The organism is Ramlibacter sp. PS4R-6 (assembly GCF_037572775.1).
Classification (GTDB): domain Bacteria; phylum Pseudomonadota; class Gammaproteobacteria; order Burkholderiales; family Burkholderiaceae_C; genus Ramlibacter.
The window spans coordinates 91,567-111,405 of sequence record NZ_JBBHKA010000001.1; the positions used below are offsets into that span (position 1 = coordinate 91,567).

A 19,839-nucleotide genomic window follows, 5' to 3' on the forward strand; every position below is an offset into this window, starting at 1 on the left:
GACTCTTGAAGAAGGACGGCGCCGCAAGTGCGGCGACGTTTTGTGTTGGTTCAACTCTTTCGAGCGGCGGACCTGCGGATCGCTTCGTTGATCTCGGCGATGGAGCGCTCGATGGCGGCGTCGTCCAGGTCCTCGACCTGCGTGTCGAGCACGCCGGCCTGGATGGTGGAGGCGAACACGCCGTCGCTGATGGAATCGGTGGACACGCCGTGCGTGGACTCGAACGCGTCGGGCGTCTCCCACTCGAAGGCGATCACGGTGACGTTGTCGCTGTGGTCGCCGCCGTTGCGCAGCGCCACCTCGACGAGGTCGGGCACGGCCTCGGCCACGGCTTTCGTCGACAGGTTCAGCACGATCTCGTTCTCGGGCACCGTGCCCCACAGGCCGTCGGAGCACAGCAGGATCTTGTCGCCCTGCTGCAGCGTGACCGGGCCCGTCACGTCGAACACCGGCTTGGTCGGCGAGCCCAGGCAGGTGAAGAGGATGTTGCGGTTGATCTTGTCCATGCGCACCACGCCGGCGGGCACCACGCCCGCCTGCTGCTCGAGGTACGAGTGGTCGCGCGTGCGCGTGAGCAGCTCGCCGTTGCGCACGACGTACAGGCGCGAGTCGCCGCAGTGCACCCAGGTGGCCGACGTGCCCTGCACCACGCACGCGACCAGCGTGGTGCGCGGCGTGTCGAGCATGCCCTTCTCGCTGGCGTAGCGGATGATCTGGTGGTGCGCGGCCATCAGCGCGAGGGAGAGGAACTCCGACACGTCGTTCACGATGGGGCGCGCTTCCTTCTGGAACAGCGCCGAGACGGTCTGCAGCGCGAGCTGCGCGGCGACTTCGCCCTCCGGGTGGCCGCCCATGCCGTCGGCCAGCACGAACAGGCCCGACTCCCGCGTGTAGCAATAGCCCATGCGGTCTTCGTTCTTCTCGCGGCCCCCGCGGCGGCTGATCTGGAAGACGGAGAACTTCACTTACTTGGCCTTCGCGCCGAACTTGGTGGCGCGCGTCATGGTCTTCTTGGTATCGGACACCATGTTGTCGAACTGCAGGCGCATCTTCTCGCCCACGGACAGCTTGGTGTAGCGGCGTTCGCCCTCGCGGCTCAATTCCTTCTGCAGCGCGAAGACCGATTGCGGGCGCGACAGCGGGTCGAGCGACATGCACCACTCCACCACCTCGATCAGGTTGTCGGAGTAGATGCCGCGCAGGCGGGACAGGGCCAGTGCGAGCCGGTCCTTCTCGAGCCGTTGGGGCGCGTCGTTGGGGGGGTAGCCCTGCATGCAGGCGTAGATGCACGCGCCGATGGCGTAGATGTCGGTCCACGGCCCCATCGACGAATCGCGCCGGTACATCTCGGGCGCGGCGAAACCCGGCGTGTACATGGGCCGGATGAAATTGCCTTCCTTCGACAGCACTTCGCGCGCGGCGCCGAAGTCGATCATCACCGCCTTGTTGTCGTCGCTGATGAAGATGTTGGCCGGCTTGATGTCCAGGTGCAGCATCTTGTGCTGGTGCACGATGCGCAGGCCGCGCAGGATCTCGTCGAAGAGCGAGCGGATGGTCGACTCGCGGAAGACCTTCTGCTTCTTCAGCTCGCGCGCGGTGATGATGAAGTCCTGGAGCGTGGCGCCCTCCAGGTAGTTCATCACCATGTAGACGGTCTCGTTCTCGCGGAAGAAGTTGAGCACGCTCACCACCGAGGCGTGCGAGATCTGCGCGAGCGAGCGGCCTTCCTCGAAGAAGCTCTTGAGGCCCAGGCGGTAGAGGGAGAGTTTTTCGGGCTGCACCTGCGGCAGCAGCTCGCCGGGGGCTCGGTTGGCGAGCGAGGCGGGCAGGTACTCCTTGATCGCGACCTGCTGGCCCTCGTTGTCCACGGCCAGGTACACCACGCCGAAGCCGCCCGCGGACAGCTTGCGGACGATCCGGTAGCCGCCGATCACGGTATCGGGCGGCAGCGGCGCGGGTTTGACCTTCGACATGATCCAGAATGTAGGGTCAGGCGGGGCAACCCGTGATCATCGCAATCCCGCAACGGCCAGAACGGCCCGATACACCCCACCGAAAGACCTCGATGGCAGTTTACAGCATGACCGGCTACGCCAATGCGCAGGCAAGTGCCGCGCCGGCCGAAACGGGCGCCGTTGCAACACGCCTGGGGATCGAGGTCCGCACGGTCAACAGCCGCTTCCTCGACCTCGCTTTCCGCCTGTCCGAGGACCTGCGCCAGTACGAGCCGCAACTGCGCGAACTCGTCGCGGCGCGAGTCAAGCGCGGCAAGGTGGAAGTGCGCGCCCAGCTGGAGTCGACCGGCGGCGACACCGTGCGCGACCCCAGCCCGCGCCTGCTGCAAAGGCTGGCCACGCTGCAGGACAGCGTGCGCTCGTGGATGCCCGACGTGCAGCCGCTGTCGGTGGCCGACGTGCTGCGCCTGTCGGGTTCGGAATCGGCCCCGCCTTCGGACCTGGGCGACCAGGTGCAGGAGCTCGCGAAGCACGCCCTGGACGAACTTTCTGCCGCGCGCGAGCGCGAGGGCGCGCGCCTGGCCGCCATGCTGCTGTCGCACCTGAAGCAGCTGCGCGAACTCGCCAGGCAGGCCAAGCCGCTCGTGCCGCAGCTGGTGGAGCAGCAGCGCCAGCGCTTCCTCGAACGCTGGAAGGAGGCGATGGCCGTCGCCGAGGGCACCACGATCCCCGAAGCGGCGCAAGACCGCGCCCTGTCGGAAGCGACGGCCTTCGCGATCCGCATCGACGTGGCCGAGGAGCTCACGCGCCTGGCCTCGCACATCGAGGAGATCGAAAGCCTGGTCAGGAAGGGCGGCGAGATCGGCAAGCGCCTGGATTTCCTGATCCAGGAGCTGCACCGCGAGGCCAACACGCTGGGCTCGAAGTCGGCCGTGCTGGAGATGACCCGCATCTCGGTGGACATGAAAGTGCTCATCGAGCAGATGCGCGAGCAGGTGCAGAACATCGAATAGCGATAATCCGGCATGGACTACCCGGGGAACCTCTTCGTCGTCGCGGCCCCCAGCGGGGCGGGCAAATCCAGCCTCGTGAAGGCGCTGCTCGAGCTCGATTCGCACGTCCAGCCCTCCGTTTCGCACACCACGCGCCCGCCGCGCGGCCAGGAAAAGCACGGCCGCGAGTACTACTTCGTGAGCGGCCCCGACTTCGACCGCATGGTGCTGGACAGCGCCTTCGTCGAATGGGCCAACGTGCACGGCCACCGCTACGGCACCTCCAAGAAGGCGATCGAGGAGCGCATCGCCCAAGGCGCGGACGTCATCCTGGAGATCGACTTCCAGGGGGCCATGCAGATCAAGCGCATCTTCGAGAACGCCGTGCTGGTGTTCATCCTGCCGCCCAGCTGGGAGGAGCTGCGCTCGCGCCTGGAGCGCCGGGGCGAGGATTCGCCCGAAACCATCGAGCTCAGGCTGGCCAATGCCGCTGACGAAATGCAACAGGCAAGGGAATTCGACTTCGTTATAATCAACGAGTTATTTGAGCGTGCGCTCTTTGACCTCAAAGCGATCGTCCACGCCCAGCGCCTGAAGTTCTCGGCCCAGCGCCGCGCCCGCGCCGAAACGTTCAAGGCCCTCCACATCACCTGACCGGAAAGTTGACATGGCCCGCATCACCGTCGAAGACTGCCTCGATAAGATCCCGAACCGTTTCCAACTGGTGCTGGCCGCGACCTACCGCGCCCGCATGCTGAGCCAGGGCCACGCCCCGAAGATCGAAGCCAAGAACAAGCCGGGCGTCACCGCCCTGCGCGAAGTGGCCGAGGGCAAGGTGGGCCTGGAGATGTTGAAGAAGGTGCCGGGCTGAGCACAGCGAAAGTGGACTTCCCGGCGTAGCCCGGGACTCGCCGCGCAAGCACCCTCTTCAGGGTGCTTTTTTATTGGGCGCGCTACATTAGCGCTGTGACAGCCGTCATTGAATCGTCATCGGGCAAGGGCAAACAAGGTAAAGGCGCCCCCGCGGCGCCCAGCCCAGCCGCTGTCAACGCAGCCGCGGCCAGCTTCGCGGCGCTGACCGCCAAGCTCGATTACCTGGAACCGGCCGACGTCGAGCAGGTCCGCAAGGCCTACCGCTTCGCCGACGAGGCGCACCTGGGCCAGATCCGCGCCAGCGGCGAGCCCTACATCACCCACCCCATCGCCGTCGCCTCGCAGTGCGCGGAATGGAAGCTCGATGCGCAGGCGCTCATGGCGGCGCTGTTGCACGATGCCATCGAGGACTGCGGGGTCTCCAAGTCGGAGCTGATCGAGCGCTTCGGCGCGCCGGTGGCGGACCTGGTGGACGGCCTCACCAAGCTGGACAAGCTGCAGTTCAACACGCGCGAGGAAAGCCAGGCCGAATCCTTCCGCAAGATGCTGCTGGCGATGGCGCGCGACGTGCGCGTCATCCTGATCAAGCTGGCCGACCGCACGCACAACATGCGCACGCTGGAAGACGTGCCGCGCGAGAAGTGGGCGCGCATCTCTTCCGAGACGCTGGACATCTACGCGCCGATCGCGCACCGCCTGGGCCTGAACGCGACGTACCGCGAGCTGCAGGAGCTCGCCTTCCGCTACCTGCAGCCGTGGCGGCACGCGATCCTCTCGAAGGCCGTGTCGAAGGCCCGCAGCCGCCGGCGCGACCTGATCCAGAAGGTGCAGAAGGAAGTCGAGAACGACCTGCACGCCGCCGGCCTGAAGGTGGAGATCGGGGGGCGCGAAAAGACGCTGTACTCCATCTACCGCAAGATGGAGGAAAAGCACCTGAGCTTCGCGCAGGTGACGGACATCTACGGCTTCCGCGTGATCGTGCCGACGGTGCTGGATTGCTACAAGGCGCTGGGTGTGCTGCACCAGATGTACAAGCCGGTGCCGGGCAAGTTCAAGGACCACATCGCGATCCCCAAGGTCAACGGCTACCAGTCGCTGCACACCACGGTGGTGGGCCCCTCGGGCGTGAACGTCGAGTTCCAGATGCGTACGCACCCGATGCACGTCGTCGCCGAATCGGGCGTGGCCGCGCACTGGCTGTACAAGGCCGACGAGATCGAGACCGACGCCAGCGACCGCCTGGGCACGAAGTGGCTCCAATCGCTGCTGGACATCCAGCACGAGACGCGCGACGCCGCCGAGTTCTGGGACCACGTCAAGATCGACCTCTTCCCCGACGCCGTCTACGTCTTCACGCCCAAGAGCCAGATCATGGCCATGCCGCGCGGCGCGACGGTGGTCGATTTCGCCTATGCGATCCACAGCGACATCGGCGACCGCACGGTGGCCGCGCGCATCAACAACGTGCAGGTGCCGCTGCGCACCGAGCTGAAGAACGGCGACGTGGTCGAGGTGGTGACGGCGCCGGTGTCCACGCCGAATCCCGCGTGGCTTGGTTTCGTGCGCACGGGCCGCGCCCGCTCCAAGATCCGCCACCACCTCAAGTCGATGGCGCAGGCGGAGTCGAAGGAGCTGGGCGAAAAACTCCTCACGCAGGCCGTTCGCGCCGAAGGCCTGGAGAAGCTCCCGCCCGACGACGAGGCCTACCACCCCATCTACGAGAAGCTCCTGCGTTTCACGGGCAACCGCACGCGCGACGAGCTGCTCACCGACGTCGGCCTGGGCAAGCGCATCGCCACCATCGTCGCCAAGCGCCTCGTCACGATGCTGGGCGAGATGGGGCAGAAGCCCAACGCGCTGTTGATCACGCGGGAGCGCTACACGGCGCACGAGAACGTGTCGCAGGGCGAGGTGACGCTGGACGGCAGCGAAAACGCCTCGGTGCAGTTCGCCACCTGCTGCCGCCCCGTGCCCGGCGACAAGATCGTCGGCTACCTCGGGCGCGGCGAAGGCCTGGTCGTGCATTGCGACGACTGCGCCGTGGCCAAGCGGCTGCAGCACAAGGATGCCGAGCGCTTCATCGGCGTCGAGTGGGCCGACGAGCCGGTGCGCCCGTTCGAAACCAACCTGCTCGTCACCGTCGCCAATGGCAAGGGCGTGCTCGCGCGCGTCGCAGCGGCACTGGCCAGCGCCGAAGCCGACATCACGCACGTCGACATGGACGAGGAGCGGGCACAGGACGCCACCGACCTGCGCTTCCTCGTCGCCGTGCGCGACAAGGCGCACCTGGAGCAGGTGCTGCGCGTGCTCAAGCGCACGCCGTCCGTCATGAGGGCGTCGCGCGTCAGGCCTGGGCGCTAGCCGCCGGGTATTTCACGTCGAGGATTTCGACCTCGTGCACGCCAGCCGGCGTCACGAGCTTCACCACGTCTCCCACCCGGCACTTCAGCAGCGCCCGCGCGATCGGCGAGATCCAGCTCACCTCGCCGTGCGCGTGGTCGGCCTCGTCGATGCCCTTGATCGTGACCGTGCGCTCCTCGCCGGTCTCGTCGGCGTAGGTCACCGTCGCGCCGAAGAACACCTGGTCGCTGCCGTGGTGCAGCGCGGGGTCGGCGACTTCGGCGATCTCCAGGCGCTTGGTCAGGAAGCGGATGCGGCGGTCGATCTCGCGCAGGCGCTTCTTGCCGTAGATGTAATCGCCGTTCTCGGAGCGGTCGCCGTTGCTCGCGGCCCAGTGCACCACCTCCACCACCTTGGGCCGCTCCTCGTCGATCAGCTGCAGCAGCTCCGCGCGCAGGCGCGCGTAGCCCTGCGGCGTGATGTAGTTTTTCGTGCCCGCGGGAATCTCCGGCAACGCGCCGTCTTCGTCCTCGTCGCCGTCGGTTTCCTTCGTGAACGCCTTGTTCATGCGCGAAGGATATTCCAACGGCCCGGTCCTACAGTCGGATGGCAACAATCCTACGGATCGCCGCCTGTGCCTGAGGCACGATTCGCGCAGTACATGGCAGTCGCTACACCCACCTCCGCGGCGGAGACCCGCGATCCCGAACCCCCGTTGGCCGCCCCCGGCAAGCGATCGCGCGCGGGCGCCGAAGCCGCGCGCTACGGTGTGCTGCGCCGCCTGGGCCCCGCGCTCAAGCACGACATGGTGGTGAACCTGCAGGCCATCGCGATGATGGCCGAGGTGATGAACGCCAAGCTCGACCGCGGCTCGCCGGACCCCGCCGAATTCCACGCCAGCATCGCCAAGCTCAACCGCATCGCGCGCGACGCCGTTGCCAATTGCCTGCAGGTCGCCGCGTGGCTGGTGCCGGGCGAAGACGAAGGCATCAAGCTGGCCGACGGCGTGAACGAGTGCGTGGCGCTGCTCGCCAGCAACTTCAACTTCCGCGGCTTCCTCGTCGAGGTGGACTGCCCCGAGACCGGTTTCCAGGTCTCGCGCGTCGCGCTGCGCAACCTGCTGATCGCGTCGCTCATCACGCTGACCGACGCCGCCTCGGGCCCGTCGCGCGTCGAAGTGAAGGCCGAAGTCGACGGCCCGACGGCCCAGGTGTCGGTGCGCATCACGCCGCGCGAAGACGAGTTCGAAGGCCTGCCTTACGAAGCCAGCTACCGCCAGCTCGACTGGGCCGACGTGCAGGCCCTGGCGCTGGCCGAAGGCGTGGACCTGGTGCGCGGCGACGACCACATCGCGCTGCGGCTGCCGCGGCACCTGGCGACGGCGCCGCTGCAGATCGCGCCGCACTGACCCCGGCTACCCCTTCCCCGCATCGATGAAGGCCTCGAGCTCGTCGATGCGCAGCGGCTTGCAGAACAGGAAGCCCTGGTACTCGTAGCAGCCCTCGTTCGCCAGGAAGGCCCGCTGCTCCTCCGTCTCCACGCCCTCCGCCACCACACCGAGCCCCAGGCTGCGCGCCAGGTGGATGATGGTCCGCGCGATCGCCGCGTCATTGGCGTCGGTGAGGATGTCGCGCACGAACTCCTTGTCGATCTTCAATTGGTCCAGCGGCAGGCGCTTGAGGTACGACAGCGACGAATAGCCCATCCCGAAGTCGTCGAGCGACAGCGACACGCCCATCTCCTTCAGGCTCGCCATCTTGGCGGTCGTGACCTCGATGCCTTCGGCCAGCAGGCTTTCGGTGAGCTCCAGCTTGAGCTTGTGCGGCTCGATCTTCCAGTCGCGGATGGCGTGCATCACCTGGTCGACGAAGTCCGGGTCGCGGAACTGCCGCACGCTCACGTTCACCGCGATCGACAGGTGCTCGCGGCCCGGCTGCTTCTCCCACTTGGCCAGCTGCGCACAGGCCTGCTCGATCACCCAGCGGCCGATGGGCACGATGAGCGACGTCTCCTCCGCGGTCGGGATGAACTCCGCCGGCGGGACCATGTCGCGCTGCGGGTGCTTCCAGCGCAGCAGCGCCTCCACGCCCGTCATGCGGCCGTCGGCGCCCACCTGCGGCTGGTAGTCGATGAGGAACTGGCCTTCGCGCCACGCCTGCCGCAGGTCCGTGGCCATCGCGGCGTTCGCGGTGGCGGTGGCCTGCATCTCGGGATCGAAGAAGCGCACGGCGTTGCGGCCGGCGGCCTTGGCCTGGTACATCGCCAGGTCCGCCTGCTTGAGCAGCTCGCTCACCGTCCACGGCGTCTTGCCGAAGAGCGTGACGCCGATGCTGCAGGTGGAGTGGTGCAGGTAGCCGGAGAGCTGGTAGGGCTCGCCCAGCTTCTGCAGGATGCGCTCGCTCACGGCGCGCGCACCGGCCGTGGGCTCGAAGGGCTTCTGCCCGGTGTGCTGCAGCAGGATCACGAATTCGTCGCCGCCCAGGCGCGCGACCGTGTCGCCGCGCGCCACGCACGAACGCAAGCGCTCGGCCACCTGTTGCAGCAGCTGGTCGCCCTTCTGGTGGCCCAGCGTGTCGTTGAGCACCTTGAAGTTGTCCAGGTCGATGAACATCAGCGCGCCTTCGCGCGGCTTGTCGCCTTCGGACAGCGCGCGGTGCAGGCGGTCGAGCAGCAGCTGGCGGTTGGGCAGGCGCGTGAGCGGGTCGTAGAACGCCAGGTACTGGATCTTCTCCTCGGCCGTCTTGCGCTCGGTGATGTCGCGGCCCACCGCGACCCAGTGCGTCAGCTTGCGCTGCTCGTCCCACACGGGCGAGACCTCCAGGTCGACCCAGAAGGCCTCGCCGCTCTTCTTGTAATTGATGAGGTCGACGCGCGCGGGCTGCCACTGCTCCATCGCCTGGCGGATCTTGTCGAGCTCGCTGCGCTGCGTGCCGGGCCCTTGCAGCAGGCGCGGCGTGCGCCCCATCACCTCTTCCGGCGTGTAGCCCGTGCGGCGCTCGAAGGCCTCGTTGACGAACACGATGCGCGGGCCCGGCTCGGAGAACGGTCCCGCCTCCGTGATGATCACCAGGTCGTTCAGGCGCGCGATGCTGCCTTCCAGCAGCCGCAGCAGCTCCTGCGACTTGTGGCGCGCCGTCACGTCGCGCAGGTGCACCGCCATGCCGCCGCCGAACGGATAACCGCGCATCTCGATGCGCCCGGACAGCTGGGCATCGAGCTCTTCCGCCTCGAGCTTGTTGCCGGTGGTGAAGCTGCGGCGGAACTGCTCTTCCAGCCGCAGGCGCACCGTCTTCTGGAAGTAGTTCCAGATCGGGCGCCCCAGCAACTCGCGCGCGGGCCGGGCGAGCAGGCGCTCGGCCTGCTCGTTGAGGTAGGTGAAGCGCCCTTGCCGGTCGACGGTGGCGAACGCTTCGCCGCTGCCCATCGCGCCGCCCATGCTCACGGTGTGCCGCATCAGCGTGCCCGCGCGGTAGCCGTGCGGCGCGATCTCCTGCACCGCGCCTTCGACGCGGATCACCTCGCCCGTTTCGTCGCGCACCGGCTGGCCCACCGTGCGCACCCACGCGCGCCGGCCCTTGAGCGTGACGATCTGCATCTCCTCGTCGAACGGCGTGCCCGTGCTCGCGCAGCTTTCCACCAGCGCGTTGATCTTCTCGCGCCACTCGGGCGCGTAGAAGCCGAAGGGGTCGTCGCGCGGGGGCGTGAAGCCCGCGGGCGCATCGTGGATGGCGGCGAGCTGCTCGGACCACGCGATGTCGCCGGTCTGCGGATCGAGCGCCCACGCGCCGACGAACGCCGTGCGCTCCATGAGCGCGAGCAGGCTGTCCGCTTCGAGCAGCTTGTCGTTGCCGGTGGTTCGCGTGTCTTGCATGTGCTTCAAACGGTTCCTTGGGGCCCCACGGGGACGGTAGGCTCGGTCCTACCCGCACTCGCGGGCAATTCCGCCGGGCCAGCGCAGAGCCACGCCAGCATCATCAGGGCCCGGGCATCACTTTGCCCCAAGCAGTAGCCGTGCATCTGAAAGCCTTTGTCATCGAGGACAACGCGACCATTCGCGAAAACCTCATCGGGACCCTCGAGGAGCTGACCTGCGTGCAGGTCGCCGGCACGAGCGCGACCGAGGCCGAAGCGATGGCCTGGCTGTCGCAGAACGCCGACGGCTGGGACCTGGTGATCGTCGACCTCTTCCTCAAGCAGGGCAGCGGCATCCACCTGGCCCAGTGCATCAAGCGCACGCGGCCCACGCAGAAGATCGTGGTCTTCTCCAACTACATCAACGCCAGCGTGCGCAAGCGCTGCGCCCAGCTGGGCGTGGACGCGGTGTTCGACAAGTCCACCGAGATCGATTCGCTCGTCGACTACTGCGCGCATCAGTGCTTCCGCATCGCGCAGGCCCAAACGACCGCCGCCTGAGGCCGCGCGCCGTTCATGACCCGGCCGCCTGCACACGGCGGCGCCACACGTACCAGCCGAACGCGGCGACGCCCGCGAGGAACGCCAGCACCAGCGCCCACACCACCCACATGTGTCGCCCGCCCGGGATCGTGGCGCGCCGTTCGCCGACCATGGCCTGGCCCGTGGGGTCCCAGGTGTTGATCTCCGCGCGCAAGCCGGTGGACGAGATCACGGCCACGTTGCCTTGCGACAGCTGGAAGGGCCGCTCGGGCACCGGGCCGTCGCGCGCGATGGTGCGGTACACCGCACCAGCCACGCCGCCTTGCTTCACCACTTCGATCACGCCCGCGCGCTGCAGGCCGCCGACGTCGAGCAGCGGGCGGTCGGAGCCTTGCGCGTACAGGCGCCCCGCTTCGACGCGCACTTCGCTGTCCACGCCTTGCAGCGCGACGTCCAGCGCAAGGAACGGCCCCTTGGGCTGCTGCGGGCCGGTGTCGCCGACCGCGTCGAAGCGCGCGCGGGCGGGCGACAGGCCCGTGCTGGCGGCCAGCGCGATCACGCGCGGCAAGGTGTTGTGCGCGTCCTGCAAATAGGCCACGGGCACCAGCAGGCTGCCGCCGCGGGCGAAGCGCGCGATGAGGCCGCTGAAGTCCGGGCCCGGTTCCACCTTGTCGAGCAACACATGGCTGCTGGCCAGCACGGACACCGGGTAAGGCTCCGGCGATTCGCGGCAGCGATCGCTGGCGGGCTGGCGCACGAAGGAGACGCGGATGGTGTTCTGCGCCGACAGCACGTGGCGCGGGATGGGCGCGATCAAGCGCTCGCGACGCCCGCTCGCGTCGAGCTCGCGCGCCGACAGCAGCACGTCGTTGAGGAACACCGACGCGACCGGCGCGCTGCGCGCGGCGCCCGGCGCGGCGGCGACGTCGATGACCAGCGTCGACGGCAGGCGGCCGTCGCCGGCCAGCGCGCCGATCGGGAAGCCGGCCGTCCAGTCGGCGCGTGACAGCACTTCCAGCGTCGCGGGCTTTGCGCCCAGGTACTTCAGTGACACGGACGACACGTCGCTGCGCGGGTCGTCCGCGGCCGCGACGTTGATCGGCGCCGTGCCCGTGGGCTGCGTGAACAGCGCGGCGGCATCGGGCCCCGCGTCCTGCGCCACCACGATCGCCGGGCGGCCCAGCACGTTGGCCACGCGCACCTGGCCCGATGCCAGCTGGCGGCTCCAGCCGTCGAGCGCGCGCTCGCGCCATTCGTTGAAGGCCTCGATGCCTTCGGGCGGCAATTGCGCCTTCAGGGCATCCAGCGCTTGCGCAAGCACGCCGGCGATCGAGCGGTCGCCGATCACGATGTCGGCCTGCAGCGGCCCGGCGTTACCCAGTGCAATCACGGCGCCGACCTCGGCCAGGTCGCGCAGCTTTCGTTTGCCGGTGGCGCTGGCCTCGGCGAGTGCAGAGAAGGCCGGGACCCGCTTGAGCGCCGGCGGGATGGTGACGTTCGTGAGGTCGACCACGTCGCCCACCGCAGGCACCGTGCGGATGCGCGGGTGCTTGCCCGCGCGCTCCAGCGCGACGCCCACGCGCCACGCGGCGTCGAAGGCCTGCGCCGAGAGCCGGCTGCTCGTCACCAAGATGACCGGCGTGGCCGGCAGTGCGGCCCATGCGGCCGGGAGGTCCTGCACCGTGGCCGCGTCGAAGCGGTACGACAGGCGCGTGGTCGGCTCGATGCGCAGCAGGTTGCCGGGCGTGCGCGTGTCGGTGCAGGTGTTCTCGCGCGTGATCGCGGTGCGCCAGTCGACGTTGAATCGCACGATGCCGGTGGGGCGTGCCGTGCCGTCCACGGCCAGCGTCAGGCTGCCGTCGCCGCGCTCAGCCGCGACGGGCCTCGCCGACGCCGGGAATCCGTCGAGCGACAGGATGAGCGTGGTGCGCCCGCCGTCGGCTCGCACGAAGCTCGCGTCCATCTGCAGCGTGGCGTTGGTGAGCGGCACGTTCGGCGGCACGGGCAGCTGGATTTCGCGCGCCGCGTCGGGATAGCCCAGCACGATGGGCGGCAGGCCGAGATCGGCCAGGCTGACGGAACGCGCGACTGAGGTGTCGCCGCTGAGCTTGCGGAACGCATCGCCCACCGACACGGCTTGCGCCGCCGCGAGCGGCGGCAGCGGTGCGGGGGGTTGCGGTTGCGCCCAGCTCGCGCCAACGAGGAGTGCGCACGCAGCGGCGAGGCGTCGGTCAGGCATGGGAAGCTCCGTGGTCCTGCTCAGGCACCCAGCGTCGCTCGCGAAGCTCGGCCGGTGTGTTTCAATCCCGGTCCCAATTTAGGAGTTGTAACCGCTGCGGCTCGCCAGTGAAGCCGCCGAGGCCGCGTAGGAACGTGCCTACTCCCCAACCGTAGCGGGCTGCTGCCTGCGCGACAGTAGGTCGCGGCAAGGACAGCCGCGCATTGCGCGCGGCCGTAGATTGGTTACATGAATCCCGCCGAACACCTCGCCCGCCTCCAGTCGCTCAACCAGACGGCCGCATTCAACCGCTGGTGCGGGCTGGAAGTGGTCTCCGTCGAAGAAGGCCGCGCCACCATCGCGATGCCCTGGCGCGAGGAATTCGGCCAGTACGCCGGCTTCGCGCACGCCGGCATCGTCGGCGGCTTCATCGACACGGCCTGCGGCTACGCGGCCACGACCGTCTCGGGCCCGGTGCTGGCGTCGCACTACGCCATCAACTGCGTGCGGCCCGCGGTGGGCCGCCGCTTCATCGCGCGGGCGCGCGTGGTCAAGGCCGGCCGCTCGCAGGTGTTCACCGCCTGCGAGATGTTCGGGGAAACCGACAAGGGCGAGGTGCTGGTGGCGACGGGCGAGGTGCTGCTCGTGCCCGTCGCCGCGAACGCCGCCTAGACGTCGAACTTCACGCCCTGCGCCAGCGGCAGCGCGCTGGAGTAATTGACCGTGTTGGTCGTGCGGCGCATGTAGGCCTTCCACGAATCGGAGCCCGATTCGCGCCCGCCCCCGGTTTCCTTCTCGCCGCCGAAGGCGCCGCCGATCTCGGCGCCCGAGGTGCCGATGTTGACGTTGGCGATGCCGCAGTCGGAGCCCGACGCCGACATGAAGCGCTCGGCTTCGCGCACGTCGTTGGTGAAGATCGCCGACGACAGGCCTTGCGGCACCGCGTTCTGCAGCGCGATGGCCTCGTCCAGCTCGCGGTACTTCAGCGCGTACAGGATGGGCGCGAAGGTCTCTTCCAGCACCACGCCGGACTGCGACGCCATCCGGGCCAGCGCGGGTGCGACGTAGAAGGCGTCGGGCCACTGCGCCTGCAGCACGCGCTCGCCGCCCGTGACCTGGCCGCCCTGCTCGCGCGCCTTGGCCAGCGCCGCCTGCATGCCGTCGAAGGCGTGCCGGTCGATCAGCGGGCCGATGAGCGTGCCGTTCTCCAGCGGGTCGCCGATGCGCAACTGGCCGCGCGTGCGCTCCAGGCGCTGCACCAGTTCGTCGTGGATGCTCTCGTGGACGATCACGCGCCGCGTGGTCGTGCAGCGCTGGCCCGCCGTGCCGTAGGCGCCGAACAGGATGCCGCGCGTGGCGAGCTCCAGGTCCGCCGTGGGCGCGACGATGATGGCGTTGTTGCCGCCGAGTTCCAGCAGGCAGCGGCCGAAGCGCTGCGCCACGCGCGGGCCGACGGCGCGGCCCATGCGCGTCGAGCCCGTCGCCGAGACGAGCGCAACCTTCGGGTGGTCCACCAGTGCTTCACCGACCGGCGCGCGGCCGTTGACGACATGCGACAGCGCGAGCTTCGGGGTGCCTTGCTGCTTCGAGAAGGCGTCCAGCGCGCGCTCGAACAGCGCCTGCGTCGCCAGCGCCGTCAGCGGTGTCTTCTCCGACGGCTTCCACACCACCGTGTTGCCGCACACCAGCGCCAGCGCGGCGTTCCACGCCCACACCGCCACCGGGAAATTGAACGCGGAGATCACGCCGACGACCCCCAGCGGGTGCCACTGCTCCATCATGCGGTGGCCGGGGCGCTCGCTGGCGATGGTCAGGCCGTAGAGCTGGCGTGACAGGCCGACGGCGAAGTCGCAGATGTCGATCATCTCCTGCACTTCGCCCTCGCCCTCGCTGGCGATCTTGCCGGCCTCCACCGAAACCAGGCGCGCCAGCTCCGACTTGTGCCGGCGCAGCTCCTCGCCGAACAGGCGCACGAGCTCGCCGCGCTTGGGCGCGGGCACGTTGCGCCAGGCCAGGAAGGCCTCGTGCGCGCGCTCGACGGCCTTGCCGACTTCCGCGGGCGAGGCTTCGCGCACGTTGCCGATGGCGGAGCCATCGATGGGCGAGCGCACGGCCAGCGTGCCGTCGGCGGTTTGCGACGTCGGCATGCCCAGTGCGGCGAGCGATTTGGCGGCGAGTGTCATGGTGCTTTCCTTCTCAGCAGATCGATTCGACCTGCCGCGATTTTGCATAAGCCTTGCCGAAGCGGTTGGCCAGGAAGTCCGGCAGCTTCACCTGCTCCTGCGCGATGAAGCCGCGCTGGGGCAGCTTGTCGTGGCAGAACAGGTCCACGGCGGCGCAGATGCCGGCAGCCGTCGTGATCTGGATGGCCGACAGCTGCTGGTCGCCGCTCCGCTCGGCGAAGATCTTGCGCGCGAACACTTCCTGCACCAGCGTGCCGCCCTTCATGCCGGAGACGGTGACGAAGACCAGCACCACGTCCTGCATCGTGGCCGGCATCGACTTGCGCATGATGTCCTTCAGCTGGTTCTGGTCGCGGTGCAATTGCAGGTCGCGCAGCAGGAACATCATCAGGTCGCGGTGGCCGGGGTAGCGCACGGTCTTGTAGTCCAGGTCGCGCACGCGGCCCTTGAGCGTCTCGCACAGCGTGCCCAGGCCGCCCGAGGTGTTGAAGGCCTCGTACTCGATGCCGTCCAGCGAGAAATGCTCCAGGCCCTCCAGCGGCAGCGCGTTGATCGTCTCGCCGTCGTGGATGGCTTCGCAGGGGTGGCAGTACTCGTTGATGAGGCCGTCCACGCTCCAGGTCAGGTTGTACTTCAGCGCGTTCGTCGGGAACTCCGGCAGCGCGCCCACGCGCATCTTCACCTCGTGCAGCGAGTCGAACGATTGCGTGAGGTGGTGCGCCACGATGCCGATGAAGCCGGGCGCCAGTCCGCACTGGGGCATGAACGCGGTCTTCGCGTCGGCGGCGATCTTCTGGATTTCCTTGGTGGCCGCCACATCCTCGGTCAGGTCGAAGTAGTGCAGGCCGGCGTCGCGCGCCATGCGGGCGGCGGGGATCGCCAGGTGGTAAGGCAGCGCGTTGACCATGATGTCCTGGCCCTTCAGGGCCGGGGCGATGGTGTCGATCTCGCCCACGACGGTGTGGGTGCCGACGCCCTGGGCGTGCAGCTTCGCGAGCGCCGCCGGGTTCTGGTCGAACACGGTGACGCGGTAGTCGCCGCTGTCGTGCAGCAGGCGGGCGATGGTCTGGCCGATGTGGCCGGCGCCGAGGAGGGCAACGTTGCGCATGGTCGTTCTTCCTATGGATTTGCTGCAACGATTCTAGGAAGCGGTGCTGACGATTGGTAGGGCAAGTTCGTCCGAATGCGTGCCTGTTTCGCCGTTTCGTCATAGAATTTCGACGAAACCGCCATGGCCACGCGCAAACGCACCCCCGAGAAGCAGCCCATCCCCCTGGCCGCGCCCAAGGATTCGCTGGACCGCGAGCTGATCGCGCTGCTGCAGGCCAACGCCCGCGAGAGCGTGGCGAACCTGGGACGCAAGCTGGGTGTGGCGCGCACCACCGTGCTCGCGCGGCTGGCGCGCCTGGAGGCCACCAGCGTGATCGTCGGCTACACCGTGCGGCTGGGCAGCGAAGCCGCCGAACAGGGCGTGCAGGCCTACGTGGGCATCTCGATCAACCCCAAGATGCAGCGCGACGTGATCCGCCGCCTCACGCGCCTGCCCGAGCTGCGCCAGCTGGCCTCGGTCAGCGGCGAGTTCGACTACATGGCGCTGCTGCGCGCACCCACCACCATGCGGCTGGACGCGCTGCTGGACGAAATCGGCGAGATGGAAGGCGTGCTGCGCACCACCACCTCGGTGGTGCTGGCCTTGCGCGTAGACCGCAACGCCTAGAGTCGTCGCCTGCGGGACGCGCCGGTACCAAGGCGCTGCTACATTGCGCACTTTTGTTTTCGGGAAGGCCGATGCTGCGCACGCTGCTCCAATCCAAGATCCACCGCGTCACGGTGACGCAGTGCGAGCTGCACTACGAAGGCTCCTGCGCCATCGACGAGGACCTGCTCGACGCGGCGGGCATCGCCGAGAACGAGCAGGTGCACATCTGGAACATCGCCAACGGCGAGCGCTTCGTCACTTACGCGATCAAGGGACGGCGCGGCAGCGGGATGGTGTCGGTGAACGGCTCGGCCGCGCGGCGCGCCGCCGTCGGCGACCTGGTCATCATCGCGGCCTTCGCGCAGGTGCCTGCGGAAGCCGTCGCCGGCTTCAAGCCCAAGCTGGTGTTCGTCGACGAGGCGAACCGCCAGGTCGGCCAGCGCGACTTCGTGCCGGTGCAGGCATGACGCGCTGGACCATTGCGCAGGTGGAGGCGCTGTACGCGCTGCCCTTCGCCGAGCTCCTGCACCGCGCGCAGGCCGTGCACCGCGAGAACTTCGACCCGTCGCTGGTCGAGCTCGCCACCTTGCTGTCGGTGAAGACCGGCGGCTGCCCCGAGGACTGCGCCTACTGCCCGCAGGCCGCGCGCTACGACACCGGCGTCGAGGCGACGCGCCTGATGGAGCCGCACGAGGTGCGCACCGCCGCGCAGCGCGCGAAGGACGCCGGCGCCACGCGCTTCTGCATGGGCGCGGCCTGGCGCTCGCCCAAGGACCGCGACATCGAGAAGGTGGCCGAGCTGGTCGCCGAAGTGAAGGCCCTGGGCCTGGAGACCTGCGCCACGCTGGGCATGCTGGACGAAGGCCACGCCGAGACGCTGCAAGCCGCCGGCCTGGACTACTACAACCACAACCTGGACAGCGCGCCCGAGTTCTACGGCGAGATCATCACCACGCGCGACTACCAGGACCGCCTGGACACGCTGGAGCACGTGCGCGGCGCGGGCGTGAAGGTGTGCTGCGGCGGCATCGTCGGCATGGGCGAGTCGCGCCGGCAGCGCGCGGCGCTCATCGCGCAGCTGGCCAACCTCGACCCCTATCCGGAATCGGTGCCGATCAACCACCTGGTGCGCGTGAAAGGCACGCCGCTGGCCGACGAGCCGCCGCTGGACCCCTTCGAGTTCGTGCGCACCATCGCAGTTGCACGCATCACGATGCCGCGCGCGCGGGTGCGGCTGTCGGCCGGGCGCCAGCAGATGGGCGAAGCGGTGCAGGCCTTGTGCTTCCAGGCGGGCGCCAACTCGATCTTCTATGGCGACAAGCTGCTGACCACCGGCAACCCCGACACCGCCGCCGACCTCGAGCTCCTGCAACGGCTCGGCCTGAAAGCCGGCCAGCCGCAGCCGCTGCCCGCATGAGCGAGCGCAAGCCCGTCACCTTGCACCGCTTGCGCGAGATGCACGCGGCCGGCGAGAAGGTCGCGATGCTCACCTGCTACGACGCGACCTTCGCGCGCGTGCTGGACGAGGCCGGTGTCGACTGCCTGCTGGTGGGCGACTCGCTGGGCATGGTCCTGCAGGGCGAGCGCGGCACCACGCCGGTGACGCTGGAGCACATGGCGTACCACACGCGCTGCGTCGCGCAGGGCAACCGCACCGCCTGGGTCATCGGCGACCTGCCCTTCGGCAGCTACCAGGAGTCGCGCGAGCAGGCGCTGCGCAGCGCCGCCGTCCTCGTTCAGGCCGGCGCGCACATGGTCAAGCTCGAAGGCGGCGGATGGACGGCGGACACCGTGCGCTTCCTCGTCGACCGCGGCATCCCCGTGTGCGCGCACCTCGGGCTCACACCGCAGTCGGTGCATGCGCTGGGCGGCTGGCGCGTGCAGGGCCGCGGCGACGTGGCGGCGGCGCAGCTGCTGGCGCACGCGAAAGAGCTCGCAGATGCGGGCGCCGCGATGCTCGTCCTCGAACTCGTCCCGGCGGCCCTCGCCGCCGAAGTGACGCGCGCGCTGCCCGTCCCCATCATCGGCATCGGCGCGGGGCCCCAGTGCGGCGGCCAGGTGCTGGTGCTGCACGACCTGCTGGGGCTGCACCCCGGCAAGCCGCCGCGCTTCGTGCGCGACTTCAGCGACGGCAGCACGGGCATCGCGCATGCCGTGCGCCGCTACGTCGACGCCGTGAAGAACGGCACCTTTCCCGACCCGCACCTGCACTGCCACTGACCATGCAAGTCGTCCACACCGTCGCCGAACTGCGCGCCACGCTGCAAGCCGCGCGCAAGCCCGCCTTCGTGCCCACCATGGGCAACCTGCACGAGGGCCATCTGGCGCTGGTGCACCGCGCGCGCGAACTCGGCGACGTGGCCGTCGCCAGCATCTTCGTCAACCGCCTGCAGTTCCTGCCGCACGAGGACTTCGACAGCTACCCGCGCACGTTCGAGGGCGATTGCGCGAAGCTGCGCACGGCCGGCTGCGACATCGTCTTCGCGCCGGGCGAGCGCGAGCTTTACCCCGAGCCGCAAACCTACAAGGTGCAGCCGCCGGCGCCCATCGGTGACATCCTCGAAGGCGAGTTCCGCCCCGGCTTCTTCACCGGCGTGTGCACGGTGGTGATGAAGCTGTTCGCCTGCGTGCAGCCGCGCGTCGCCGTGTTCGGCAAGAAGGACTACCAGCAGCTGATGGTGATCCGCGGCATGGTGCGGCAGTTCGCGCTGCCGATCGAGATCGTGGCGGGTGAGACGCAACGCGCAGGCGACGGCCTGGCGCTGTCGTCGCGCAATGGGTACCTGTCGGCGGGCGAGCGCGAGGAGGCGGTGCAGCTGTCGCTTGCGCTGAAGGCCTTGGCCGAACGAGTTCGGTCAGGCGTGGACCGCGCGGTAGCAGAGGCTGATGCGACGACTTCACTCGCGCGGCGCGGGTGGCAGCCTGACTACCTCACCGTGCGCCGTCGCGCCGACTTGCAGGCCCCGGCCGAGGGCGACACGTTGGTGGCGCTCGGCGCGGCGCGCCTGGGCACCACGCGCCTCATCGACAACCTGGAGTTCTGACGCGGCAAACGGAAAGGGCCCGCATCTTTCGACGCAGGCCCTTCGATTTGGCGCGGCTGGCAGGATTCGAACCCACGACCCCTTGGTTCGTAGCCAAGTACTCTATCCAACTGAGCTACAGCCGCTGAGCCGGTGAGTAT

General features: G+C 68.8%; 19 protein-coding genes and 1 tRNA gene. 12 read left to right on the forward strand and 8 right to left on the reverse strand.

The genetic code is table 11. The features are described from left to right. Positions 1–50: 50 nt before the first annotated feature. Positions 51–965 (reverse strand): PP2C family protein-serine/threonine phosphatase, encoded by a 915-nt coding sequence (locus tag WG903_RS00455; protein WP_340072200.1) that lies wholly within the window; start codon positions 963–965, stop codon positions 51–53. Then, the gene (locus WG903_RS00460) at positions 966–1,973 is read right to left on the reverse strand and encodes a serine/threonine protein kinase (protein ID WP_340072201.1); all 1,008 of its coding nucleotides are present in this window, start codon (positions 1,971–1,973) and stop codon (positions 966–968) included. A gap of 92 nt (positions 1,974–2,065) precedes the next feature. On the opposite strand from WG903_RS00460, the gene WG903_RS00465 reads away from it, so the two are divergent. The 4 genes from WG903_RS00465 (at position 2,066) to WG903_RS00480 (ending at position 6,181) form a co-directional block, all read left to right on the forward strand. Beyond that, a complete protein-coding gene (locus WG903_RS00465) occupies positions 2,066–2,968 on the forward strand; it encodes a YicC/YloC family endoribonuclease (protein ID WP_340072202.1) in 903 nt (300 codons plus the stop codon). A 12-nt stretch (positions 2,969–2,980) separates the two neighbouring features. After that, positions 2,981–3,601: a guanylate kinase gene (gene gmk, locus WG903_RS00470; protein ID WP_340072203.1), complete on the forward strand. Its 621-nt coding sequence runs from the start codon at positions 2,981–2,983 to the stop codon at positions 3,599–3,601. 13 nt (positions 3,602–3,614) lie between these two features. Further along, positions 3,615–3,818 (forward strand): DNA-directed RNA polymerase subunit omega, encoded by a 204-nt coding sequence (gene rpoZ / locus WG903_RS00475; protein WP_340072204.1) that lies wholly within the window; start codon positions 3,615–3,617, stop codon positions 3,816–3,818. A gap of 95 nt (positions 3,819–3,913) precedes the next feature. Next, positions 3,914–6,181: a RelA/SpoT family protein gene (locus WG903_RS00480; RefSeq protein ID WP_445263563.1), complete on the forward strand. Its 2,268-nt coding sequence runs from the start codon at positions 3,914–3,916 to the stop codon at positions 6,179–6,181. Here the strand turns inward: WG903_RS00480 and greB are convergent. Continuing rightward, positions 6,165–6,728 carry a transcription elongation factor GreB gene (gene greB / locus WG903_RS00485; RefSeq protein WP_340072205.1) on the reverse strand — a complete coding sequence of 188 codons (564 nt, stop codon included), beginning with the start codon at positions 6,726–6,728 and terminating at the stop codon, positions 6,165–6,167. The genes WG903_RS00480 and greB overlap by 17 nt on opposite strands. A 93-nt stretch (positions 6,729–6,821) precedes the next feature. Here greB and WG903_RS00490 point away from each other — a divergent pair, with 93 nt between their 5' ends. Beyond that, entirely contained in the window at positions 6,822–7,568 is a 747-nt protein-coding gene (locus tag WG903_RS00490; RefSeq protein WP_340072207.1) for a hypothetical protein, read from the forward strand. A 6-nt stretch (positions 7,569–7,574) separates the two neighbouring features. Here the strand turns inward: WG903_RS00490 and WG903_RS00495 are convergent, their stop codons facing one another. Beyond that, positions 7,575–10,031, reverse strand: coding sequence for a sensor domain-containing protein (locus tag WG903_RS00495; protein ID WP_340072209.1), 2,457 nt, complete (start codon positions 10,029–10,031; stop codon positions 7,575–7,577). 140 nt (positions 10,032–10,171) lie between these two features. Between WG903_RS00495 and WG903_RS00500 the strand changes: the two genes are divergently transcribed. Continuing rightward, complete coding sequence (locus WG903_RS00500; protein WP_340072210.1) at positions 10,172–10,573, forward strand: response regulator; 402 nt, start codon at positions 10,172–10,174, stop codon at positions 10,571–10,573. A 13-nt stretch (positions 10,574–10,586) separates the two neighbouring features. On the opposite strand, the gene WG903_RS00505 is transcribed toward WG903_RS00500, so the two are convergent. Further along, positions 10,587–12,794, reverse strand: a complete 2,208-nt coding sequence (locus WG903_RS00505) for a cellulose synthase (protein ID WP_340072212.1) — start codon at positions 12,792–12,794, stop codon at positions 10,587–10,589. Positions 12,795–13,022: 228 nt separating this feature from the next. On the opposite strand from WG903_RS00505, the gene WG903_RS00510 reads away from it, so the two are divergent. After that, positions 13,023–13,445, forward strand: a complete 423-nt coding sequence (locus WG903_RS00510; RefSeq protein ID WP_340072214.1) for a PaaI family thioesterase — start codon at positions 13,023–13,025, stop codon at positions 13,443–13,445. Here the strand turns inward: WG903_RS00510 and amaB are convergent. Together amaB and WG903_RS00520 are read right to left on the reverse strand one after the other, a co-directional pair. Then, the gene (gene amaB, locus WG903_RS00515; RefSeq protein ID WP_340072215.1) at positions 13,442–14,956 is read right to left on the reverse strand and encodes an L-piperidine-6-carboxylate dehydrogenase; all 1,515 of its coding nucleotides are present in this window, start codon (positions 14,954–14,956) and stop codon (positions 13,442–13,444) included. The genes WG903_RS00510 and amaB overlap by 4 nt on opposite strands. A 13-nt stretch (positions 14,957–14,969) precedes the next feature. After that, on the reverse strand, positions 14,970–16,064 hold the full coding sequence (locus WG903_RS00520) for a saccharopine dehydrogenase C-terminal domain-containing protein (protein ID WP_445263564.1): 1,095 nt from the start codon (positions 16,062–16,064) through the stop codon (positions 14,970–14,972). 123 nt (positions 16,065–16,187) lie between these two features. Here WG903_RS00520 and WG903_RS00525 point away from each other — a divergent pair, with 123 nt between their 5' ends. The 5 genes from WG903_RS00525 to panC all read left to right on the forward strand — a co-directional run bounded on the left by WG903_RS00525 (position 16,188) and on the right by panC (position 19,699). Then, complete coding sequence (locus WG903_RS00525) at positions 16,188–16,673, forward strand: Lrp/AsnC family transcriptional regulator (RefSeq protein ID WP_340072216.1); 486 nt, start codon at positions 16,188–16,190, stop codon at positions 16,671–16,673. Between the two features lie 71 nt (positions 16,674–16,744). Next, positions 16,745–17,122, forward strand: a complete 378-nt coding sequence (gene panD / locus WG903_RS00530; RefSeq protein ID WP_340072217.1) for an aspartate 1-decarboxylase — start codon at positions 16,745–16,747, stop codon at positions 17,120–17,122. Beyond that, positions 17,119–18,072, forward strand: a complete 954-nt coding sequence (gene bioB / locus WG903_RS00535; protein WP_340072218.1) for a biotin synthase BioB — start codon at positions 17,119–17,121, stop codon at positions 18,070–18,072. Before panD ends, bioB begins: the two co-directional genes overlap by 4 nt. Next, complete coding sequence (panB, locus tag WG903_RS00540) at positions 18,069–18,875, forward strand: 3-methyl-2-oxobutanoate hydroxymethyltransferase (RefSeq protein WP_340072219.1); 807 nt, start codon at positions 18,069–18,071, stop codon at positions 18,873–18,875. The genes bioB and panB overlap by 4 nt, the downstream gene beginning before the upstream one ends. 2 nt (positions 18,876–18,877) lie before the next feature. Continuing rightward, positions 18,878–19,699 (forward strand): pantoate--beta-alanine ligase, encoded by an 822-nt coding sequence (panC, locus tag WG903_RS00545; protein ID WP_340072220.1) that lies wholly within the window; start codon positions 18,878–18,880, stop codon positions 19,697–19,699. 48 nt (positions 19,700–19,747) lie between these two features. On the opposite strand, the gene WG903_RS00550 is transcribed toward panC, so the two are convergent. After that, positions 19,748–19,824, reverse strand: a tRNA-Arg gene (locus WG903_RS00550). Positions 19,825–19,839 lie beyond the last annotated feature (15 nt).